This window comes from Halomonas sp., assembly GCF_014859505.1.
Taxonomy (GTDB): domain Bacteria; phylum Pseudomonadota; class Gammaproteobacteria; order Pseudomonadales; family Halomonadaceae; genus Halomonas.
On the sequence record NZ_JACUUD010000008.1, the window covers coordinates 1 to 18846 of the forward strand.

The window sequence follows — 18846 nt, forward strand, 5'->3', positions numbered from 1 at the left end:
GAGTACCTGACTACGAATCAGGGGGTCGGAGGTTCGAATCCTCCCGGGCGCGCCAGATTCAGACCCGCCCTCCTAGGAGGGCGGGTCTTCTGCTTTCCCAGGGTCGTATTGATCGCTTTTCTGCTAGCCGGAGTCGCACGACCTCGTGTGTGACTCCGCGATCGTTTGAGGCGCCGTTGCTATTGCGACTGCGCCTCTTTTTTATGTCGCAAGTTTTTATGCCGCAAGCCCGGTGAGCAACGCATCCAGGTTGCTGATGCGCTTGAGTCGTTCGAAACGCCGGGCGGCCTCGGGGTCCCGGGCGCGCATGTGGCTCAGCCACTGCTTGATCAGCGAGCTGACCACGCGTTCGGCAAGTGTGCTACGCTGCAATGCAGCAAAGCGAGTGAGGACCTCGGCTCGGGTCGCCCAGGACGTTGGTGGCAGACGCTCCCCGGTAAGCTGCCAGTGGCGGATGCGCGGGGCCAGCCAGGGGTCGGCCAGGGCGCCGCGGCCGATCATCACGTCGCGGCAGCCCGAGAGGGTGCGGGCTCGCCAGTAGTCCTCGAGGCTCCAGATGTCGCCGTTGGCGACCACCGGGATCGACAGGCGGGCGCGGATGCGCCCGATCCACTCCCAGTGGGCGGGAGGTCGGTAGCCCTCGTTGCGGGTGCGGGCGTGCACCACCAGCTGGCGGGCGCCGCCGGCCTCGGCGGCCAGGGCGCAGTTCACGGCCAGACGGCGGTCGGCAAAGCCGAGTCGGAGCTTGGCGGTGACCGGGATGGCATGACCCACGGCCTCATGGACCGCTGCGACCACCGCATGCACTCGTGCCGGGTCGCGCAGCAGGGAGGCGCCGCCGTCGTGGCGGTTGACCAGCTTGGCGGGACAGCCGAAATTGAGGTCCAGGCTGGTGACCCCGAGGCTCAGTGCCTGGCGGGCATTGGCGGCCAGCGCTTTCGGGTCGGAGCCCAGCAGCTGCAGGTGCACCGGGACGCCTCCGGGGGTCGCGACGGCGGGGTGAAGCAGCTCCGGGCAGTGCTTGTGGAAGACGCGCGGCGGCAGGCGAGCATCGACGACCCTGACGAACTCGGTCACCGTCCAGTCGAACCCCGATTGTCGGGTCAGCAGGTCCCGGGTGTGGGCATCGATGACGCCCTCCATCGGCGCCAGGCCGAGCCGCCCCGGCGGTTCCTGTAGTAAATTAACAACGCTGACTTCCACCATGACACCATTGCAATTTGTCGACAATCTGGCAGGTTATAGCATCAGAAAAATTGCGCAAGGCGCCATGTTGTTGAGTGATCTCTGCATGGTGGCTCAAGATCACACGGAGGCACCACATGCGGGATTTCGAGCTGCTGGAGGAAGGCCTGACCCTGATGGCCCTGGGCATGGGCTTCGTTTTTGTTTTTCTTACCGTTCTGGTGATGACCATCACCCTGATGTCGCTACTTCTCCGCCGCTTCGCTCCCGAACCGGTCGAGCAGGCCGCCACCGGTGCCGCCCGCCCGCCGGCGCCTGCCCAGCAGGACGCTGAGTTGATGGCGGTGATCGGCGCCGCCCTGCATCGCTATCGCCAGCGCCATCGTCGCTGATACGCCCCTCTTTCTTTCACCTCATCCAACTCCTAAAAAAATACAGGGCCCCTTCCATGACTGACACCGCTCGCCCGCTCGGCATCACCGACGTCGTCCTGCGTGATGCCCACCAGTCGCTGTTCGCCACGCGCATGCGCCTGGACGACATGCTGCCCATCGCCGAGAAGCTCGACCGCGTCGGCTTCTGGTCGCTGGAATCCTGGGGGGGCGCCACCTTCGACGCCTGCATCCGCTATCTGGGCGAGGATCCCTGGGAACGCATCCGCGAGCTCAAGGCGGCCATGCCCAACACCCCCCAGCAGATGCTGCTGCGCGGCCAGAACCTGCTGGGCTATCGCCACTACGGCGATGACGTGGTGGACAGGTTCGTCGAGCGCGCCAGGACCAACGGCGTCGACGTGTTCCGCGTGTTCGATGCCATGAACGACCCCCGCAACCTGGAGCGCGCCATCCAGGCGGTGCGCAACGTCGAGGGCCATGCCCAGGGCACGCTCTCCTATACAGTGAGCCCGGTGCACACGCTGGACGGCTGGGTCGAGCTCGGCAAGACCATCGCCGCCATGGGCGCCGACTCGCTCTGCATCAAGGACATGGCCGGCCTGCTCAAGCCCTACGACGCCTTCGAGCTGGTCACCAAGCTCAAGGCCGCGGTGGACATCCCGATCCACATGCAGTGCCACGCCACCACCGGCCTCTCCACCTCCACCATCGTCAAGGCCGCCGAGGCGGGCATCGACAACGTCGACACCGCCATCTCCTCGATGTCCATGACCTACGGCCACAGCCCCACCGAGTCGGTGGTGGCGATCCTGGCGGGCACCGAGCGCGACACCGGCCTGGACCTCGAGCTGCTCGAGGAGATCGCCGCCTACTTCCGCGAGGTGCGCAAGAAGTACGCCGCCTTCGAGGGCTCGCTGAGAGGCATCGATTCGCGCATCCTGATCGCCCAGGTGCCGGGCGGCATGCTCACCAACATGGAAGGCCAGCTCAAGGAGCAGGGCGCCGCCGACAAGCTCGACGACGTCCTCCAGGAGATCCCCAGGGTGCGCGAGGACCTGGGCTTCATCCCGCTGGTCACCCCGACGTCCCAGATCGTCGGCACCCAGGCGGTGATGAACGTGATGATGGGTGAGCGCTACAAGTCCATCTCCAAGGAGGTCCAGGCACTGCTCAAGGGCGAGTATGGCGCCGCACCGGCCGAGCTCAACAAGGAGTTGCAGGCCCGCGTACTGGAGGGCAAGGCGCCCATCATCTGTCGCCCCGCCGACCTGCTCGAGGCGGAGATGGACAGGCTCGCCGCCGAGCTCAAGGAAAAGGCCAAGGCGGATGGTATACGCCTGGCCGAGGGGGAGCGCGAGATCGATGACGTGCTCACCTATGCGTTGTTCCCGCAGATCGGCCTGAAGTTCCTCAAGAATCGCGACAACCCCGACGCCTTCGAGCCGGCGCCCCAGGCGCCCGAGAAGGACGCCGCCGAGGCAACCGCCAACCTGCCAGCGAAGGCGCCTGCCAGGGCGCCTGCCGTCAGCGGTGGCGCACCGGTCGGGCCCGAGACCTATACCGTCAAGGTCAACGGCAAGGCCTACGTGGTCGAGGTCGCCGAGGGAGGCGAGATCGCCGACGTCCAGGCGCAGGAGGGCGATACTCAGCCTGCCGCCGAGGCCGCGCCGGCCGCTACCGGAGAGGTGATCAGTGCGCCGCTGGCCGGCAATATCTTCAAGGTCAACGTACGCCCTGGCGATGCCGTCAAGGAGGGTGATGTGGTGATCATCCTCGAGGCGATGAAGATGGAGACCGAGGTGCGCTCGGCTAGTGCCGGCACCGTCTCCGCCGTCAAGGTCGGTGAGGGCGACAGCGTCGCCGTCGGCGACGTGCTCATCGAGCTCTAAGGGCCTCCTCATGGAAAAGCTGGTAACCCTCTGGTATGGGTCGGGGGCCTACAACCTGACCCTCGGCCAGGCCGTGATGATCGTGGTGGGCATGGTGCTGCTGTACCTGGCCATTGCCAAGAAGTTCGAACCGTTGCTGCTGGTGCCGATCGGCTTCGGCGGCATCCTGGCCAACATCCCCGAAGCGGGGCTGGCCATCTCGGCGCTCGATCAGGCCATCGAGGTGGCGCGCCCGGCGGTGCTCCAGCAGATGGCCAGTGCCCTGGGCGCGACCCTGGATCCGCTGGCCGCCGAAGAGACGTGGCGGGCCACCCTCAAGGCGCTGGTGGATGAGGGTCCCTCGCCCGATCAGCTGCGTGGGGCCCATGATGTGGCGGTCAACGTCGGCTACGGCGACGGCCTGCTCTACGTCTTCTACAAGGTCGCGGTGGAGTCGGGGATCGCCCCGCTGATCATCTTCATGGGCGTGGGGGCGATGACCGATTTCGGCCCGCTGCTGGCCAACCCGCGTACCCTCTTTCTGGGCGCGGCGGCACAGTTCGGCATCTTCGCCACCCTGTTCGGGGCGGTGGGCATGTCGGCCATGGGCTGGATGGACTTCTCCCTCGAGCAGTCCGCGGCCATCGGCATCATCGGCGGTGCCGACGGCCCCACCTCGATCTATGTGTCGAGCATGCTGGCCCCGGAGCTGCTGGGGGCGATCGCCGTTGCCGCTTACGCTTACATGGCGCTGGTGCCCATGATCCAGCCGCCGATCATGAAGCTGCTGACCACCAGGCGTGAGCGCGAGATCACCATGACCCAGCTGCGTCCGGTGTCGAAGCTCGAGAAGATCGTCTTCCCGCTGGCCCTGCTGGTCCTGGTGGCGCTGTTCCTGCCGGATGCCGCGCCGCTGCTCGGCATGTTCTGCTTCGGCAATCTGATGCGCGAGTGCGGGGTGGTGGAGCGCCTGACCGATACCGCCCAGAACGCCCTGATCAACATCGTCACCATCGTGCTGGGCCTGGCCGTGGGGTCCAAGTTGATGGCCGAGAGCTTCCTGGCCCTCGAGACGCTCGGCATCATGGCGCTGGGCATGGTGGCCTTCGCCATCGGTACCGCGGCCGGGATCCTGATGGCCAAGCTGATGAACGTGATGAGCAAGATGCCGATCAATCCGCTGATCGGCGCCGCCGGCGTCTCCGCGGTGCCCATGGCGGCGCGTGTCGCCAACAAGGTCGGGCTGGAGTCCAACCCCCACAACTTCCTGCTGATGCACGCCATGGGGCCCAATGTGGCCGGGGTGATCGGCTCGGCGGTGGCCGCGGGGGTGATGATCAAGTACCTGGGCTGAGGCTCACCGGTACCGTCACGCAAACGGCGCCCCGCGGGGCGCCGTCTGTGTGTCGACTCTGTCGGTTCGTGGGGGCGTCACTCGTCGAGCAGTGCCAGCCGCCCGCGCAGCCGCGACTCCAGCTCACCGAGATCCACCGGGGTGTCGCTGGGCCAGCCCACGCGCAGGGTCACGCCCTCGGCGGCGTAGTCGGCGGCCTCCACGGGGATCTCGTGCTCGCCCAGCCAGGCCCGAGCCTCGGCCTCGCCGGCGAAGTCGACCTTCAGCCGCAGGGGCGTTCGCTCCACCACCTGGCGATGCGGCAGGGCATCCAGGCCCTGGGCGACCGCCTGGGCATAGGCGCGGGCCAGCCCGCCGGTGCCCAGCTTGGTACCGCCAAAGTAGCGGGTCACCACGCAGCCCACCTGGCCGAGCCCCGAGCCCTCCAGCACGCGGTACATGGGCCGCCCGGCGGTGCCGCCGGGTTCGCCGTCGTCCGAGTAGCCGATGGCGGCCTGTTCGCCGGGAGGGCCGGCGATGAAGGCGGTGCAGTGGTGGCTGGCATTGGGGTGGCGTCGCCGTGCCTCGGCCAGCAGGGCCTCGAAGGCGGCCACGTCGGGGGCGTGGCACAGCCAGGTGATGAAGCGGCTCTTCTCCACCTCCAGCTCGCTTTCCTGCCATTCGTCCGGGGGGAGGTCGGGGACGGGGTAGCGCATCAGGCGGCCAGTTCCTCCTGGCGCACCACGCCCATCACCAGCCCCAGCACCTGGATATCGCTGTTCTTCAGGTAGATCGGTGCCATGCGTTCGTTGGCGGGCTGCAGGCGCACCCCGGACTTCTCGATGTAGAGCTTCTTCAGGGTGACCTCCTGGTTGTTGATCATCACCACGGCAGTCTCGCCGTTCTCGGCGCTCTCCTGACGCTCGATGATGATCACATCCCCGTCGAAGATGTTGCAATCGACCATGGAGTTGCCGCGCACCCGCAGGGCGTAGGTGTTGCGGCGCACCATGCGTCCGGGGACCCGGATACTGGCGCTGTCCAGGCAGGCCTCGATGGGCAGCCCTGCCGAGACGCTGCCGAGCAGCGCCACCTCGACCAGATGGTCGTCGGCGGCGTCCGCGCCGTCGAGCAGGGCCCAGGCCTCGGCCAGGGGAAGGTTGGGGCGGCGAAGAAGGTACCGGGGGTTGACCTCGGGCATGGCGTGGGTCTCCTGTCGTCAGCCTTGTCGGCCGGATACTGTTGGCATATACAGTATCTGGAAAGGATAGCAGGGGTGGCCGATCACGCAAGGAGAGACCATCGTCGCAAGGCTTCACTCGGGTCAACCGCGACCGGCTGACGCAGCCACGAATCTGGCGGGAAAACCGCTTTCCGTGTAGAGTCTCGAGCCAAATTACCCATCCCGGAGTGTGCCTTGACCCTGAGCCTGCAAGCCCGAAAGCTGGCCTGCGAACGGGATGATCGCTGGCTCTTCGAGGATCTCGATCTGGACATCCAGGCGGGCGAGATCGTGCGCATCGAGGGCCCGAACGGCAGCGGCAAGACCACGCTGCTCAAGATCCTCTCTGGCCAGCTGGCCGACTATCAGGGCGAGCTTTACTGGAACGGTGCGCCGATGCGAGAAGCTCGCCAGGCCTTCCTGGAGAGCCTGCTCTATCTGGGCCACGCCCCGGGGGTGAAGGGTGCCCTGACACCGCTGGAGAACCTGACCTGGTACCAGGCCCTGGCCGGTCAGCGCGACAACGAGGCGGCACGCCTGGCGGCGTTGGAGTCCGTGGGGCTGGTGGGTTTCGAGGACGTGCCGGCCGGACAGCTCTCGGCCGGTCAGCAGCGCCGTGTGGCCCTGGCGCGGCTGGAGCTGACGCCTCGGCCCCTCTGGGTGCTGGACGAGCCCTTTACCGCCATCGACCGGGACGGCGTGGCGGCATTGGAGGAGCGGTTGATCGTGCATGCCCGCGCCGGTGGTTGCGTGCTGGTCACCACCCATCATGAGCTCAGGAATACCGACGAGCTGCGCCGGGTGCACCTGGGGAGAGGAGGGCAGTCCCATGGCGGGTTCTGAGACTCGGCTGGTCGCCGGGGAGGGGCGCGGCGTGTCGCGGCGGGAACCTCGCAGCGGCCTGGCGGTCGCACTGTGGGCGACACTCAAGCGCGATCTGTTGCTGCTGATGCGCCGGCGCAGCGAGGTACTCAATCCCCTGGTGTTCTTTGCGCTGGTGATCACCCTGTTTCCGATCGGTATCTCGCCGGATCCGCAGCTGCTCGCCACCATCGCGCCGGGACTGCTGTGGGTGGCGGCGCTGCTGGCGGCGCTGCTCTCTCTGGACAGCCTGTTTCGCGGCGACTACGACGACGGTTCCCTCGAGCAGCTGCTGCTGACGCCGCAGCCGCTGCCGATGCTGGCGCTGGCCAAGGTGACGGTTCACTGGCTGCTGACCGGCCTGCCTCTGGCACTCATGGCGCCGGTGCTGGGCATCATGCTGTCGCTGCCCGCCGGCAGCTACCTGGTGCTGGCGTTCTCGCTGGTGTTGGGTACGGCCAGCCTGAGCCTGATCGGTGCCATCGGCGCGGCCCTCACCGTGGGGCTCTCACGGGGGGGTGTGCTGCTGTCGCTGCTGGTGCTGCCGCTCTACATTCCAGTGCTGATCTTCGGCGCCGGCGCGGTACAGGCGGGTATCGTCGGCGATGGGGCGGCGGCTCACCTGGCGATCCTGGGGGCCCTGCTGGCCCTGGCGCTGATGCTGGCACCCTGGGCTATCGCGGCATCACTGCGCATCAGTATCAACGGTTGAGAGGTGGACAGGCATGTGGGCCTTTATTAACAAGTTGCGTTCCCCCAAGTGGTTCTATGCCATTGGTGCCAGGCTGCAGCCGTTCTTCTGGGTCGCCGCGGCGGCACTGATCCTGGTCGGTACGGTCTGGGGTCTCGCCTTCGCCCCGGCCGACTACCAGCAGGGCAACAGCTTCCGCATCATCTATGTGCACGTGCCGGCGGCCTTCCTGGCCCAGTCGATCTTCGTCAGCATGGCGATGTGTGGCCTGGTCTACATGGTCTGGAAGATCAAGGTGGCCGACATGGCCGCCGCCATGATGGCGCCGCTGGGTGCTGCCATGACCTTCGTGTCGCTCTTCTCGGGAGCCGTCTGGGGCGTGCCCACCTGGGGCACCTGGTGGATGTGGGATGCGCGTCTGACCTCGATGCTGATCTTGCTCTTCCTCTTCCTGGGGGTGATCGCCCTGCGCGGCGCCTTCTCGAGCCGCGACAGCGCCTCCCGGGCGGCCTCGGTGCTGGCCATGGTGGGGGTCATCAACATCCCGATCATCAAGTACTCGGTGGACTGGTGGTATACCCTCCACCAGCCGGCCACCTTTTCCATTACCGGACGCGCCGCCATGCCGATGGAGATGTGGGCGCCGCTGCTGATCATGGTGCTGGGGTTCTACAGCTTCTTTATCGCCCTGACCCTGATGAGGACCCGCAGCGAGATCCTGCGCCGAGAGTCCAACAAGCGCTGGGTGCGTGACCTGGCCGGGGAGAAGCGCTGATGGCCTTCGAGTCCTTCAATGAATTCATTGCCATGGGGGGGCATGCCCCCTACGTCTGGGCCGCCTGGGGGGTGACCGGCGCACTGCTGGTGGCGGTCGTCCTGCATGCCCGGGCCGAACGGCGCCTGCTGCTGCGCAACCTTCAGCGCCGGGTGCGGCGCGAGGAGCGCCAGGGTGCCAATCGGGGCGAGATGGCTGGAGTTTCACATCAAACGGGTGGTAATCACCATGACACTTAGCCTGACACCGAAGCGCAAGCAGAAGCTCTACGTTATTCTGGGGCTGGTCGCCCTGGCGGCCATCGCTGTGGGGCTGACCCTCTATGCCCTGCGCGCCAACATCAACCTCTTCTTCAGTCCGGTGCAGATCGCCGCCGGCGAGGCGCCCATCGAGCGCCAGATTCGTGCCGGCGGCATGGTCAAGGAGGGCACGGTGGCCCGCAACCCCGACAGCCTCGACGTGGAGTTTACCGTCACCGACTACGTCGACGACCTGCGCGTCCACTACAGCGGCATCCTGCCCGACCTGTTCCGCGAGGGGCAGGGCGTGGTGGTGGTCGGCCAACTGCAGCACGACGGCTACCTCAAGGCTGACCAGGTGCTGGCCCGCCACGACGAGAACTACATGCCGCCGGAGGTGGCCCAGGCCCTGGAAGAGGCCGGCTACAAGCCCGAGGACTTCCAGCAGAAGGCCGCCGAGGTGGCCAAGCGCCTGGAAGCCGGAGAAGGTGCCGGTGCTGAGAGCGGCGCCGGTCCCACCAGCAGTTCGTACTGACCAGGAGTGCCCATGCTGACCCAGATGATTCCCGAGATCGGCCACTATGCTCTGGTCATCGCCCTGCTGCTGGCGGCGGTGCAGGCGGTGATGCCCCTGGCCGGTGCGGCGACCCGTCGCCCGCTGTGGATGGCCTATGCCCGGCCCATGGCGTCCGGTCAGTTCCTGTTCGTGGCCATTGCCTACGCCTGCCTGACCGCCAGCTATCTGCTGGACGACTTCAGCGTGATGAACGTGGCCAACAATTCCAATTCCATGCTGCCCTGGTACTACAAGCTCAGCGCGGTGTGGGGCAACCACGAGGGGTCGGTGCTGCTGTGGAGCCTGATGCTGGCCGGCTGGGGCTACTTCGCGTCGCGGTTCTCCCGCGAGCTGCCCCGGGACATGGTCGCTCGGGTCATGGGTGTCATGGGCCTGGTCTGCGCGGGCTTCCTGCTCTTCATCCTGGTCACCTCGAACCCCTTCGAACGGATTCTGCCCCATGTGCCGGCGGACGGCGCGGACCTCAATCCGCTGCTCCAGGACATCGGCCTGATCCTGCACCCGCCGATGCTCTACATGGGGTACGTGGGCTTCTCGGTGGTCTTCGCCTTCGCCATTGCCGCCCTGCTGGGCGGTCGACTGGATGCCGCCTGGGCGCGCTGGGCGCGGCCCTGGACCAACCTGGCCTGGGCCAGTCTCACCGTGGGCATCGCCCTGGGCAGCTGGTGGGCCTACTACGAACTGGGCTGGGGCGGCTGGTGGTTCTGGGACCCGGTCGAGAACGCTTCGCTGCTCCCCTGGCTGACCGGCACGGCGCTGATGCACTCCCTGGCGGTCACCGAGAAGCGTGGCGCCTTCAAGAGCTGGACCCTGCTGCTGGCCATTACCACCTTCTCGCTGTCACTGCTGGGCACCTTCCTGGTGCGCTCCGGAGTGCTGACCTCGGTCCACGCCTTCGCCAACGACCCCTCCCGCGGCTTCTTCATCCTGATGCTGCTGGGCATCACCGTGGGTCTGTCGCTGCTGGTCTTCGCCCTGCGCGCGCCGCGGGTCAGCCACAAGGTTGGGTTCGGCTGGCTCTCCCGCGATGCCCTGCTGCTGGTCAACAACCTCATGCTGGTGATCATGACGGTCACCGTGCTGATGGGCACCGTCTATCCGCTGCTGCTCGATGCTCTGAATCTCGGCAAGATCAGCGTGGGCCCCCCCTACTTCAATGCGCTGTTCGTGCCGCTGACACTGATCATGTCCGTGTTCATGGGCCTGGGCCCGATCTCCCGCTGGAAGGACACCGCCCCGAACCTGCTGGTCCGGCGTCTGTGGCTGGCTGCCGTGGTGGCCGTGGTGCTGGGGGCTGCGCTGCCGCTGCTCTTCGCCGAGCATTGGAGCGCGCCGGTGGCCATTGGCCTGATCGCCGCGCTGTGGATCGTGCTGCCCATGCTGCGCGACCTCTACGACAAGGTTCGCCGCGCCAGTTCCATCGGCGCGGGCTTCAGGAAGCTCTCGCTGGCCTACTGGGGCATGCAACTCGGCCACCTGGGCGTGGCGGTGACCATCATCGGCGTGGCAGTCGTCTCCAACTACAACATCGAGCGCAACGTACGCATGGGGCCGGGCGACAGCGTCCAGGTCGTCGGCTACACCTTCACCATGACCGAGCTCACCGACCGCCGCGGCGCCAACTTCCTGGCCGACCGCGCGGTGATCGAGGTGCAGCGCAACGATCGCCAGCGCAGCTTCACCATGACCCCCGAAAAGCGCCTCTACCTGGCCACCGGCATGCCGATGACCCAGGTGGCGCTGCGCCCCGGCCTGTTCCGTGACCTCTACGTGGCCATGGGCGAGGACCTTGGAGACGGCACCTGGGCCATGCGCGTGCAGTACAAGCCCTTCGTTCGCTGGCTGTGGCTTGGCGCACTGCTGATGGCCATCGGCGGCCTGCTCGCCGTGGCCGACAAGCGCTACCGCCGCATGGCCACCGCCCCCGACCCCGAGGAGGCCGTGCTCAAGGCCGCCGCCGGCGATCGCGGCAAGGAGGCGACCGCATGAAGCATCGTTTGCTGCTGCTGTTGCCCCTGGTCGGCTTCCTGGCGCTGTCGCTTTTCCTCTATCAGGGCCTGTCGCTCAATCCCTTTCACCGGGAGTCGGCGCTGATGGCGCGCGACTTCCCGGCCTTCGACCTCGCCACCCTGGAGGACCCCGACCGCCGGGTGGACCGCTCGCTGCTGACCACCGGCGAGTTGACCTTGGTCAATGTCTGGGGCGAGTGGTGCCCGGAGTGCAAGCGAGAGATGCCTCAGCTGCTCGACCTCTCCCATCGCCACGATATCCGGATGGTCGGCATCAGCTGGAAGGACACCCGCGAGAAGGGGCTCGGCTTCCTTGAGGAGTTCGGTAACCCCTTCGAGATCAATATCTTCGACCCGGACAACGAGTTGGGCTTCGAACTGGGCGTGTTCGGTGCGCCCGAGTCCTTCCTGGTGGATGCCGACGGGGTGATCCGCTATCACCACGTGGGCTATATCGCCCCGGGTGAGGTGCGCGAAAAGATCCTGCCGGAGGTGGAAAGATGGCGCTGATGCGATCCCTGATCACGACGCTTGCCCTGCTGCTGCTGCTGCTGCTGCTGCTGGTGGCCGGCCTCGCCCAGGCCGGGGCCATCGAGGTGCGCGAGTTCGATGACCCGGTGCTGGAGCAGCGCTATCGCAGCCTGACCGCCTCGCTGCGCTGCCCCACCTGCGAGAACCAGGCCATCAACGACTCCAATGCACCGGTCTCCGGCGACATGCGCGACCGCGTCTACCTGCTGCTGCAGGATGGCCGTGCTGACATCGAGATCCTCGACTACATGGTGCAGCGCTTCGGCGACTACGTGCTCTACAACCCCCGCCTGGAGGGCCGCACCTTCCTGCTCTGGGGGCTGCCCGCGGGACTGGTGGTGCTCGCGGCACTCCTGGTGGTGCTGATCGTCAGGTCCCGCCGGAACGCCTCCGCGCAGGCGCTCTCTGCCAAGGAGCGCGCCCGACTGCAAGCCCTGATAAACCGCGAGAGAACCGAATGACCCTGTTATGGATTGCCTTTGCCGTCCTGCTGCTGCCGGCACTCTGGCTGCTCATCGCCCCGCTGCGCCGGGCGCGTGCCGTGCATGATGCCCAACGCGACCACGAGGCCAACGATCGTACCGCCGAGCAGAACGTGGCGATCTTCCAGCGCCGTCTGGCATCGCTGGAGGCGGCCCGCGAGCGCGGCGACCTCGACCAGGCCAGCTTCGAGGAGAGCCGCCTGGAGCTGGAGCGTGGCCTGCTCGAGGATACCGAGAGCCTCAAGCGTTCACCGCTGAAGGCCTCCGCCTCCGGCCGCCTGGCCGTGCCGATCGTGATGGTACTGGTGGTGGTGGCCAGCGTGCTCTGGTACCAGCGCGAGGGGGCCGAGGGCGACCTGACCCTGCTCGCGATCCAGGAGGAGGTGCAGAACCACCCGGAGGGTTCCATCGAGATGCTGGTCGAGCGCCTCGAGGAGCAGGCCGTGCGCCAGCCCGGCAACCCCAACGTCTGGTCCTCGTTGTTCCCGCTCTACCGTGACATGGGGCAGGGACGCGAGGCGATCCACGCTCTGGAACGGCTGATCGAGATCGAAGGGCGCTACCCCTCGCTGCTCGGCCAGCTGGCCCAGATCGAGTTCTTCGTGGCCGACCGCCAGCTGACCCCCCGGGTCCAGGCGCTGGTGGATGAGACCCTGGAGCGTGACTCCAGCCAGTCCACGGTGCTCGGCGTGCTGGGAATCGAGGCCTTCGACCGCAGCGCCTACGAGGCGGCTATCGACTATTGGCGCCGTGCCATCGCCGGCATGAGCGACCCGGCATCTGGCGAGGCGCTGCGCGAAGGCATCCGCATCGCCCAGGAGCGCCTGGGCGTCACGCCGGATGCCGAGCCGGTGATGGGTGAGGGCGAGGGGCCGGGGATTCGCGTCCGGGTGAGCCTGGACGAGGCCCTCAACGGCCGGCTGGGCGACGATGCCACTGTGTTCGTGGTGGCCCGTGACATGGGGGGCGATCTGCCCCCCCTGGCCGTGGCCCGCTTCCGGGCCAGCGAGCTGCCGGTTGAGGTGGTGCTTGACGAGCGCAACGCCATGTCGCCGGAGGCGAGTCTCGCCCAGGTTCGCGAGGCGCGGCTGATGGTGCGCGTCTCGGCCAGCGGCGACGCGGCGCCCCAGGCCGGCGACCTGTTCGGCGACCGCGAGGGGGTCTCGGTGGGCGCCACCGACGGCGAGCCCGTCGAGGTGGTGGTCGACCGTGTCTTCGAATAGCCTCGGCGGATAGCCGTCGATGCGCCTCAAGTCGATCCGCCTGGTGGGTTTCAAGTCCTTCGTCGACCCGGTCACGGTGCCCTTCGACGGCAACATGACCGCCATCGTCGGCCCCAACGGCTGTGGCAAGTCCAATATCATCGACGCGGTGCGCTGGGTCATGGGGGAGTCCTCCGCCAAGACCCTGCGCGGCGAGTCGATGACCGACGTCATCTTCAACGGCTCGACCGGCCGCAAGCCGGTGGGGCAGGCCGCCATCGAGCTGCTGTTCGACAACCGCGATGGCACCATGGGAGGCGTCTATGCCCAATACGCCGAGATCGCCGTCAAGCGGGTGGTGACCCGCGACGCCCAGTCCTCCTACTTCTTCAACGGCCAGAAGTGTCGCCGTCGCGACATCGCCGACCTCTTCCTCGGTACCGGCCTCGGGCCCCGCTCCTACGCCATCATCGGCCAGGGCATGATCTCGCGCCTGATCGAGGCGCGCCCCGAGGAGCTGCGCGCCACCCTGGAGGAGGCCGCCGGCATCTCCAAGTACAAGGAGCGCCGCCGCGAGACCGAGAGCCGCATGCGCCGCACCCAGGAGAACCTGGACCGCCTGGAGGATATCCGTGAGGAGCTGGACAAGCAGCTCGAGCGCCTGAGGCGCCAGGCGGAGGCCGCGCGGCGCTACCAGCAGCTCAAGAACGAGGAGCATCGGGTCAAGGGCGAGCTGGCCCTGCTGCGCGCCCGGGCCCTGCGTGCCCGACAGGGCGAGGAGGAGGGCCGCGTCAGCGAGCTCGAGACCGCGGTGGAGCGCGAGGTGCTGGGGCTGCGGCAGTGCGAGACCCGCCTCGAGGAGGCCAGGGTCGACCACGACCGCCTGGCCGCCGAGCTGGACGCCGAGCAGTCGCGCTTCTTCGAGACCACCACCGCCATCGCCAGGCTGGAGCAGGATCTCGAGCATGCCCGCGCCCGCGATGCCCAACTGGCCCGTGACCTGGAGGCCGCCCACCGCGACCTGCAGGAGCTGGCGCGCCTGGGCGAGGATGACGGCGAACGGCTGGCGCGCCTGGAGGAGCGCCTGGAGACCCTCACGCCGGAGCGCGAGGCCCTGGCCGAGCAGCTAGAGGAGCTGGAGGCGGCCCTCGAGGAGGCCGAGCCCGAGGCCCAGGAGGCCGACGCCGCCTGGGAGGCCTTCAGCGAGCAGTGGCGCGAGGCGAGTCGCGAGGCCGAGCGCGGTCAGGATCGCCTGCGCGAGCAGGAGTCACGCCTGGAGCGTCTCGGCGCCGACGAGCAGCGCCGCCGCCAGCAGCACGCGGAGCTGCCCGACATCGCGGCGCTGGCCGAGCAGCGTGCCGAGCTCGGCGAGCAGCTGGCCGAGCTGGAGCTCAGGCGCGAGGCCCTGGAGGCGCGCCGCGAGGGGCTGCAGCAGGCCCGCGATGCGGCGCGGGAGGCGGCCCGCGAGAGCGAGGCGGCCCGCGAGGCGGATCGCCAGCGACGCAGTGAACTGCAGGGGGAGCTCGCCTCCCTGGAGGCGCTGATCCAGGCCGGGCTGGCCGATCACGACGAGGCGCTGGATGCCCACCTGGCCGGGCTGGGCCTCGCCGGGGCCCCGCGCCTCGGTGAGTGCCTCTCGGTCGATGCCGGCTGGGAAGAGGCCGTCTCCTGGGTGTTGGCGCCCTGGCTGCGTGCCAGGCTGGCCTCCCTGGACGCTACCGCCCTGGCGGTGCCGCCGGCGGAACTGGGGCTGGTCGAGCCGCGCGAGATCGAGGCGCCCGCCGGCACCCTGGCCAGCCGCGTGCGGGGCGCGGGAGCCGCGGCCCGCTGGCTGGCGGGCATCCGCTGCGTCGAGAGTCGCGAGGCCGCCTGGGCCGAGCGCGAGACCCTCGCCCCCGGCGAGAGCCTGATCACCCCCGACGGCCTCTGGCTGGGAGCGGGCTGGGTGCGCCATCGCGGCCTGGGCAACGGTCCCGACGCCCTGCTGGTGAGCCGGCGTCGCCAGGCCGAGGCCGAGGCCGCCTTCACGGAAGTGGGGTCGCGGCTGGAGGCGCAGGAGCAGCGGCTGGCCGAGCAACTGGAACGTGCCGAACAGGCCGAGCGTGACTTGGAGGCGAGCCGCCTGGAGGAGCGCGACCTGGATCGGCACCGCCAGCAACTGGCGGTTCAGCAGAGTGGGCTGGCCAGCCGGCTGGAGCACCTGGAGGGGCGTGCCGCTGAGCTGGCCGAGGAGCTCGCCGGCCTGGCCGAGGCTCGCGAGGAGGCCCGGCTCGACATCGAGGAGGCTCGTGACCGCTGGCAGCAGGCCATGACGCGACTGGAGGAGGGCGCCGAGCGCCGGGAGCGGCTCGAGCGCGAACGGCAGGCTGCCCGCGAGCGCCTCGCCTCTCTGCGCGCCCGCCAGCGCCCCCTGGCCGAGCAGCTGCAGCGGCTGGCCCTCGAACAGGAGCGCCTGGCCGCCGAGCGTACCGGCCTCGCCGAGCACCAGGGGCGCGCCGCCGAGGCCCGTGAGCGCCTGCAGGGGCGACGCGAGGAGCTCGATGAGGAGCGCGAGCTGCTGCGCGAGCCGGAAGAGGAGCGCCGGGAGCGCCTCGACGAACTGCTCGACCGCCGCGAGCGGGAGGAGCGGGCCCTCAATGCGGTGCGCGCCCGCTCCGCCGAGCTGGTGGAGCGCCTGCGCGAGGACGAGCAGGCGCGCCAGGGTCATGAGCGCCGCCTGGAGGGCATTCGCGAACGCCTCCAGGAGGCGCGGATGCAGGTCCAGGCGCTGCACCTCAAGGCCGAGACCCAGGACGAGCAGCTGCGCGAGCTGGGCCTCGAGGAGCGCGAGCTGACCGAGGGACTCGATCCCAACGCCACCGAGTCCGCCTGGCAGGCCCGCCTGGAGGAGCTCGGCGAGCGCATACGCCGGCTCGGTGCCATCAACCTGGCGGCCATCGAGGAGTATGACCAGCAGGCCGAGCGGCGCGATTACCTGGAGGCCCAGCATGCCGAGCTCAGCGAGGCCCTGGAGACCCTCGACCGGGCGATCCGGCGGATCGACCAGGAAACCCGGGCCCGTTTCCGTGACACCTTCGAGCGAGTCAATGCCGGCCTGCAGTCACTTTTTCCGCGAGTCTTCGGCGGTGGAACCGCATGGTTGACCCTGACCGGCGAGGATTTGCTGGAGACCGGAGTCGCCATCATGGCCCGCCCGCCGGGCAAGAAGAACAGCACCATTCACCTGCTCTCCGGGGGCGAAAAGGCGCTGACCGCCCTGTCGCTGGTCTTCGCCATCTTCCAGCTCAACCCGGCCCCCTTCTGCATGCTGGACGAGGTGGATGCGCCCCTGGATGACGCCAATGTGGGTCGCTATGCCAGGCTGGTGAAGGAGATGTCGGAGAGCGTTCAGTTCATCTATATCACCCACAACAAGATTGCCATGGAAGCCGGCGATCGACTGATGGGGGTTACCATGCAGGAGCCGGGGGTATCGCGCCTGGTTTCCGTGGATGTTGAGGAAGCCGCCGCTCTGGCCGACGCCTGACGGGCTTGATGCCAAGCGTTAAAAGGGGTAACAAGGAGAGTGATAATGCTGCATTGCACGGATGCGGGAAGATCATCGCAGGGTGATTGCGCGGGGCATCGTCGACTCGGGGCAGGAAATCCCCGAGGGTTGACAAACAAAAAAAGTGGCCCCTTTTTTGGCGATCGCGCTATGCTAGTGACGGACAACCATCAGGCATGGCGCCTAAGCGAAAGGCTGACGACCCATGGAACTTAGAGAGTGGCTGATCATCCTGGGGTTGGCGCTGGTGACCCTCATCGTGGTGGATGGGGTGCGTCGCCTTCAGCGCCAGCGGCGAGTTCCCCGCCTCGATGAGGTGAAGGAGGACACCCGGAGCACCGACCCCGACGAGCAGGCCCGCGAGGCCGAGATCAACTGGGAACTGCCCAACGGAGGGGCGCGAGTCGTCAGGCCCGCGGATTACAGCCGTGTGCAACCCAAACCGAAGCTGGAGCGCCAGGAGCATCCTGGACCCTCTCGGGTGCTGGCCGGCTTCCGCCGACAGGCCGACAGGTTTCGTGCCAGCGATACGGAAGGTGCAGCAGAAAGCTCATCAGCAGTAAAAAAAGATGCCGCAGCAACGGCATCCGCCGGGCCTCGTGCCGAGAACCACGTGCCCATACCCGAGAGCGTGGCGACCGCTCGCCGGCCATTGCAGGATACGGTTGCCAAGACCGGCAAGACGGAGTCTGACCGGAGCGCGGTGTCAATGGCGCCCGCCTCGGCGGAGCTCGCTCAGACCGAATCCGTTCAGACCGAGCCCGATCAGCAGGCGACCGATCGCCGTGAGCCCAGTCTCTCCGCGCTGGACGATGAGTCTGACCAGGCGGTGGGCGCCGATGCGCCGTTGGCGGCTGATCCGAAGGATCATGATATCCACCCCCATCATGATGACGAGCACTATCGTCTGGTGGATCTGGAGGGCATGGGCGACTCCTTCAAGAGCGGTTCGAAGCGGGTCGGGGCGTCTGTCCAGCGTTTCGGTGCTTCCCTGCAGAAGACCCTGGCCGAGCGTCGGGAACAGAAGCGCCTCGAGAAGGCACGCCGCGAGAAGGAGAAGGCCGAGAAGGCCGCACTGGACGCCGAGCGTCAGCGCCTGGCCCGGGAGCAGGCCGAGGCGGAACAGGCGACCCGGGAAGCCGAGCGCCGTCGCCTCGAGGCACAGGCCCTTGCCGAGGCCGACGACAACGATCCGCTCTTCGCGCCGCCCCGCACTCGCCTGTCCGAATCGGCGTACGCCGAGTACGATGGGTCCTGTCCGGATGACGTCTTCGAGCCGGAGCCTGAACTGGAACCCGCCATGAACAGCGGCAAGGTTCGCGTGCATCCGGTCCTGGAGAGGGCCCTGCGCCATGACGTCAGCGCCGCGCATGCCCGTGAGACCCTGGGGGCTGCCAGCGAGCTCATCGTGATCAGCGTGATGTCTCGCGATGAAGAAGGGTTCTCCGGCGCTGCCCTGCTCGACCTGATGCTGGCGTGTGGCCTGCGCTACGATCGCGACATGGGGGTCTTCCACCGCTTCGAGACCGAGGATCCGGAGAGCCGCCTGCAGTTCTCCATGGTCAACGTGGTCAAGCCCGGTAGCTTCCCTATCGCGTCCATGGACGAATTCCGTACCCCGGGAATCACCCTGCTGATGCCACTGCCCGGCGCCGAGGACCCCTCCGCGGCCTTCGAAGCCATGGTGGAGACCGCCATGGTGATCGTTCGCCACCTGGGTGGTGAGCTGAAGGACGAGAATCACAGCGTGATGACCGCCCAGACCGTGGAGTTTGCCCGCCAGCGTGTGCAGGAGTTCGTGCGTCGCCATCGGCTGCACCGCTATCAGGTGAACTAGTCCCGGGCTGGGAGCTTGAAGAGGAACAACCCCATGAATTCATGGGGTTGTTCCTTTATGGGGTGCAGGAAACGCGGGTATGCGAGAATAGC

17 protein-coding genes are annotated in these 18846 nt (G+C 67.8%); 14 read left to right on the top strand and 3 right to left on the bottom strand.

The features are described 5' to 3' along the window. Window positions 1-216: 216 nt before the first annotated feature. Window positions 217-1143, bottom strand: coding sequence for a tRNA-dihydrouridine synthase family protein (locus tag IBX53_RS02210; protein ID WP_290904827.1), 927 nt, complete (start codon window positions 1141-1143; stop codon window positions 217-219). A 179-nt stretch (window positions 1144-1322) separates the two neighbouring features. Between IBX53_RS02210 and IBX53_RS02215 the strand changes: the two genes are divergently transcribed. The 3 genes from IBX53_RS02215 to IBX53_RS02225 are packed head-to-tail and all read left to right on the top strand — an operon-like array spanning window position 1323 to window position 4802. Then, the gene (locus tag IBX53_RS02215; protein ID WP_290904689.1) at window positions 1323-1577 is read left to right on the top strand and encodes an OadG family protein; all 255 of its coding nucleotides are present in this window, start codon (window positions 1323-1325) and stop codon (window positions 1575-1577) included. A gap of 56 nt (window positions 1578-1633) precedes the next feature. Beyond that, window positions 1634-3469, top strand: coding sequence for a sodium-extruding oxaloacetate decarboxylase subunit alpha (gene oadA / locus IBX53_RS02220; RefSeq protein ID WP_290904692.1), 1836 nt, complete (start codon window positions 1634-1636; stop codon window positions 3467-3469). A gap of 10 nt (window positions 3470-3479) precedes the next feature. Then, window positions 3480-4802, top strand: a complete 1323-nt coding sequence (locus tag IBX53_RS02225) for a sodium ion-translocating decarboxylase subunit beta (protein ID WP_290904695.1) — start codon at window positions 3480-3482, stop codon at window positions 4800-4802. Window positions 4803-4879: 77 nt separating this feature from the next. Here the strand turns inward: IBX53_RS02225 and IBX53_RS02230 are convergent, their stop codons facing one another. Further along, window positions 4880-5497, bottom strand: a complete 618-nt coding sequence (locus IBX53_RS02230; protein ID WP_290904697.1) for a YigZ family protein — start codon at window positions 5495-5497, stop codon at window positions 4880-4882. Continuing rightward, complete coding sequence (locus IBX53_RS02235; RefSeq protein WP_290904700.1) at window positions 5497-5982, bottom strand: S24 family peptidase; 486 nt, start codon at window positions 5980-5982, stop codon at window positions 5497-5499. The genes IBX53_RS02230 and IBX53_RS02235 overlap by 1 nt, the downstream gene beginning before the upstream one ends. A 216-nt stretch (window positions 5983-6198) precedes the next feature. On the opposite strand from IBX53_RS02235, the gene ccmA reads away from it, so the two are divergent. The 11 genes from ccmA to zipA all read left to right on the top strand — a co-directional run bounded on the left by ccmA (window position 6199) and on the right by zipA (window position 18754). Beyond that, window positions 6199-6846, top strand: a complete 648-nt coding sequence (gene ccmA / locus IBX53_RS02240; protein WP_290904703.1) for a cytochrome c biogenesis heme-transporting ATPase CcmA — start codon at window positions 6199-6201, stop codon at window positions 6844-6846. Continuing rightward, on the top strand, window positions 6833-7576 hold the full coding sequence (gene ccmB, locus IBX53_RS02245; protein ID WP_290904705.1) for a heme exporter protein CcmB: 744 nt from the start codon (window positions 6833-6835) through the stop codon (window positions 7574-7576). Before ccmA ends, ccmB begins: the two co-directional genes overlap by 14 nt. A 13-nt stretch (window positions 7577-7589) precedes the next feature. Continuing rightward, window positions 7590-8330 (top strand): heme ABC transporter permease, encoded by a 741-nt coding sequence (locus IBX53_RS02250; protein ID WP_290904708.1) that lies wholly within the window; start codon window positions 7590-7592, stop codon window positions 8328-8330. Continuing rightward, window positions 8330-8569, top strand: a complete 240-nt coding sequence (ccmD, locus tag IBX53_RS02255) for a heme exporter protein CcmD (RefSeq protein WP_290904712.1) — start codon at window positions 8330-8332, stop codon at window positions 8567-8569. The genes IBX53_RS02250 and ccmD overlap by 1 nt, the downstream gene beginning before the upstream one ends. Before the next feature lies 1 nt (window position 8570). Further along, window positions 8571-9104 (top strand): cytochrome c maturation protein CcmE, encoded by a 534-nt coding sequence (gene ccmE / locus IBX53_RS02260; protein WP_290904830.1) that lies wholly within the window; start codon window positions 8571-8573, stop codon window positions 9102-9104. Window positions 9105-9116: 12 nt separating this feature from the next. Further along, window positions 9117-11135, top strand: a complete 2019-nt coding sequence (locus tag IBX53_RS02265) for a heme lyase CcmF/NrfE family subunit (protein ID WP_290904714.1) — start codon at window positions 9117-9119, stop codon at window positions 11133-11135. After that, window positions 11132-11665 carry a DsbE family thiol:disulfide interchange protein gene (locus IBX53_RS02270; protein WP_290904719.1) on the top strand — a complete coding sequence of 178 codons (534 nt, stop codon included), beginning with the start codon at window positions 11132-11134 and terminating at the stop codon, window positions 11663-11665. Before IBX53_RS02265 ends, IBX53_RS02270 begins: the two co-directional genes overlap by 4 nt. Further along, window positions 11656-12147 (top strand): cytochrome c-type biogenesis protein, encoded by a 492-nt coding sequence (locus tag IBX53_RS02275; RefSeq protein ID WP_290904723.1) that lies wholly within the window; start codon window positions 11656-11658, stop codon window positions 12145-12147. The genes IBX53_RS02270 and IBX53_RS02275 overlap by 10 nt, the downstream gene beginning before the upstream one ends. Then, window positions 12144-13391, top strand: coding sequence for a c-type cytochrome biogenesis protein CcmI (gene ccmI, locus IBX53_RS02280; RefSeq protein ID WP_290904725.1), 1248 nt, complete (start codon window positions 12144-12146; stop codon window positions 13389-13391). The genes IBX53_RS02275 and ccmI overlap by 4 nt, the downstream gene beginning before the upstream one ends. 19 nt (window positions 13392-13410) lie before the next feature. Then, complete coding sequence (gene smc / locus IBX53_RS02285; RefSeq protein WP_290904729.1) at window positions 13411-16896, top strand: chromosome segregation protein SMC; 3486 nt, start codon at window positions 13411-13413, stop codon at window positions 16894-16896. A gap of 226 nt (window positions 16897-17122) precedes the next feature. After that, window positions 17123-18754: a cell division protein ZipA gene (gene zipA, locus IBX53_RS02290; RefSeq protein ID WP_290904734.1), complete on the top strand. Its 1632-nt coding sequence runs from the start codon at window positions 17123-17125 to the stop codon at window positions 18752-18754. The last annotated feature ends 92 nt before the right edge of the window (window positions 18755-18846 follow it).

What these genes read in the sequence shown, in the direction of transcription:
- IBX53_RS02210 (WP_290904827.1), bottom strand. Translation starts at nt 1,143, where the DNA reads ATGGAGGGCGTCATCGATGCCCACACCCGGGACCTGCTGACCCGACAA.
- IBX53_RS02215 (WP_290904689.1), top strand. Translation starts at nt 1,323, where the DNA reads ATGCGGGATTTCGAGCTGCTGGAGGAAGGCCTGACCCTGATGGCCCTG.
- oadA (WP_290904692.1), top strand. Translation starts at nt 1,634, where the DNA reads ATGACTGACACCGCTCGCCCGCTCGGCATCACCGACGTCGTCCTGCGT.
- IBX53_RS02225 (WP_290904695.1), top strand. Translation starts at nt 3,480, where the DNA reads ATGGAAAAGCTGGTAACCCTCTGGTATGGGTCGGGGGCCTACAACCTG.
- IBX53_RS02230 (WP_290904697.1), bottom strand. Translation starts at nt 5,497, where the DNA reads ATGCGCTACCCCGTCCCCGACCTCCCCCCGGACGAATGGCAGGAAAGC.
- IBX53_RS02235 (WP_290904700.1), bottom strand. Translation starts at nt 5,982, where the DNA reads ATGCCCGAGGTCAACCCCCGGTACCTTCTTCGCCGCCCCAACCTTCCC.
- ccmB (WP_290904705.1), top strand. Translation starts at nt 6,833, where the DNA reads ATGGCGGGTTCTGAGACTCGGCTGGTCGCCGGGGAGGGGCGCGGCGTG.
- IBX53_RS02250 (WP_290904708.1), top strand. Translation starts at nt 7,590, where the DNA reads ATGTGGGCCTTTATTAACAAGTTGCGTTCCCCCAAGTGGTTCTATGCC.
- ccmD (WP_290904712.1), top strand. Translation starts at nt 8,330, where the DNA reads ATGGCCTTCGAGTCCTTCAATGAATTCATTGCCATGGGGGGGCATGCC.
- IBX53_RS02265 (WP_290904714.1), top strand. Translation starts at nt 9,117, where the DNA reads ATGCTGACCCAGATGATTCCCGAGATCGGCCACTATGCTCTGGTCATC.
- IBX53_RS02270 (WP_290904719.1), top strand. Translation starts at nt 11,132, where the DNA reads ATGAAGCATCGTTTGCTGCTGCTGTTGCCCCTGGTCGGCTTCCTGGCG.
- IBX53_RS02275 (WP_290904723.1), top strand. Translation starts at nt 11,656, where the DNA reads ATGGCGCTGATGCGATCCCTGATCACGACGCTTGCCCTGCTGCTGCTG.
- ccmI (WP_290904725.1), top strand. Translation starts at nt 12,144, where the DNA reads ATGACCCTGTTATGGATTGCCTTTGCCGTCCTGCTGCTGCCGGCACTC.
- smc (WP_290904729.1), top strand. Translation starts at nt 13,411, where the DNA reads ATGCGCCTCAAGTCGATCCGCCTGGTGGGTTTCAAGTCCTTCGTCGAC.
- zipA (WP_290904734.1), top strand. Translation starts at nt 17,123, where the DNA reads ATGGAACTTAGAGAGTGGCTGATCATCCTGGGGTTGGCGCTGGTGACC.